The sequence below is a fragment of the Streptomyces sp. ADMS genome (assembly GCF_033441795.1).
GTDB lineage: Bacteria > Actinomycetota > Actinomycetes > Streptomycetales > Streptomycetaceae > Streptomyces.
This window is the reverse complement of the sequence record NZ_JAVFVX010000421.1, coordinates 1-481: the sequence shown is the minus strand read 5'-3', so window position 1 is coordinate 481 and position 481 is coordinate 1. Positions and strand designations below refer to the sequence as shown.

General features: G+C 68.2%; 1 protein-coding gene. It reads left to right on the top strand.

Features of this window, described 5'->3' with window-relative positions; translation table 11 throughout:
• A partial coding sequence (locus RB628_RS42890; RefSeq protein WP_318325765.1) for a helix-turn-helix domain-containing protein occupies positions 1–481 on the top strand: 481 nt, incomplete at both ends.

Sequence of the window (481 nt, the reverse complement as noted above, 5' to 3'; positions counted from 1 at the left end):
GAGCTGCTGCGTTCCTGGCGGAGCCGGTCGGATCCCCGTGCGTTCCCGGGGCTGAAAAGGCCGGGGCGGCGGAGCGTCGGCCTGTCGCAGCGTGAGGTGGCCCGCCTGACGGGCGTGAGTGAGCGCTGGTACGGCTCTCTGGAGCGGGGCAACGAAGCCAACTACTCGGCAGACTTCCTCGACCGCCTGTCGTCCGTTCTGCGGCTGAGCCGCGCTGAACGCCACGCCCTGTACTTGAGGGCCCTCGGACGACCGCCGGCCCTCGCTGCCGTCCCGGAGACGGGCGCTGCCGCTGAAATGGACGAGATCCTCCAGCAATTCCTCGACAGCCAGTCGCCCAATCCGGCCTACGTGTCGGACCTGGCGTGGAATGTGATTGGCCACAACCAACCGCTGCGCGAGTGGTTCCCCTGGGCTGCCCATCAAGCCAACCTCATGCGATGGGCATTTCTCAGCCGGGAGGCCCGCGAGCAGCTCGTGA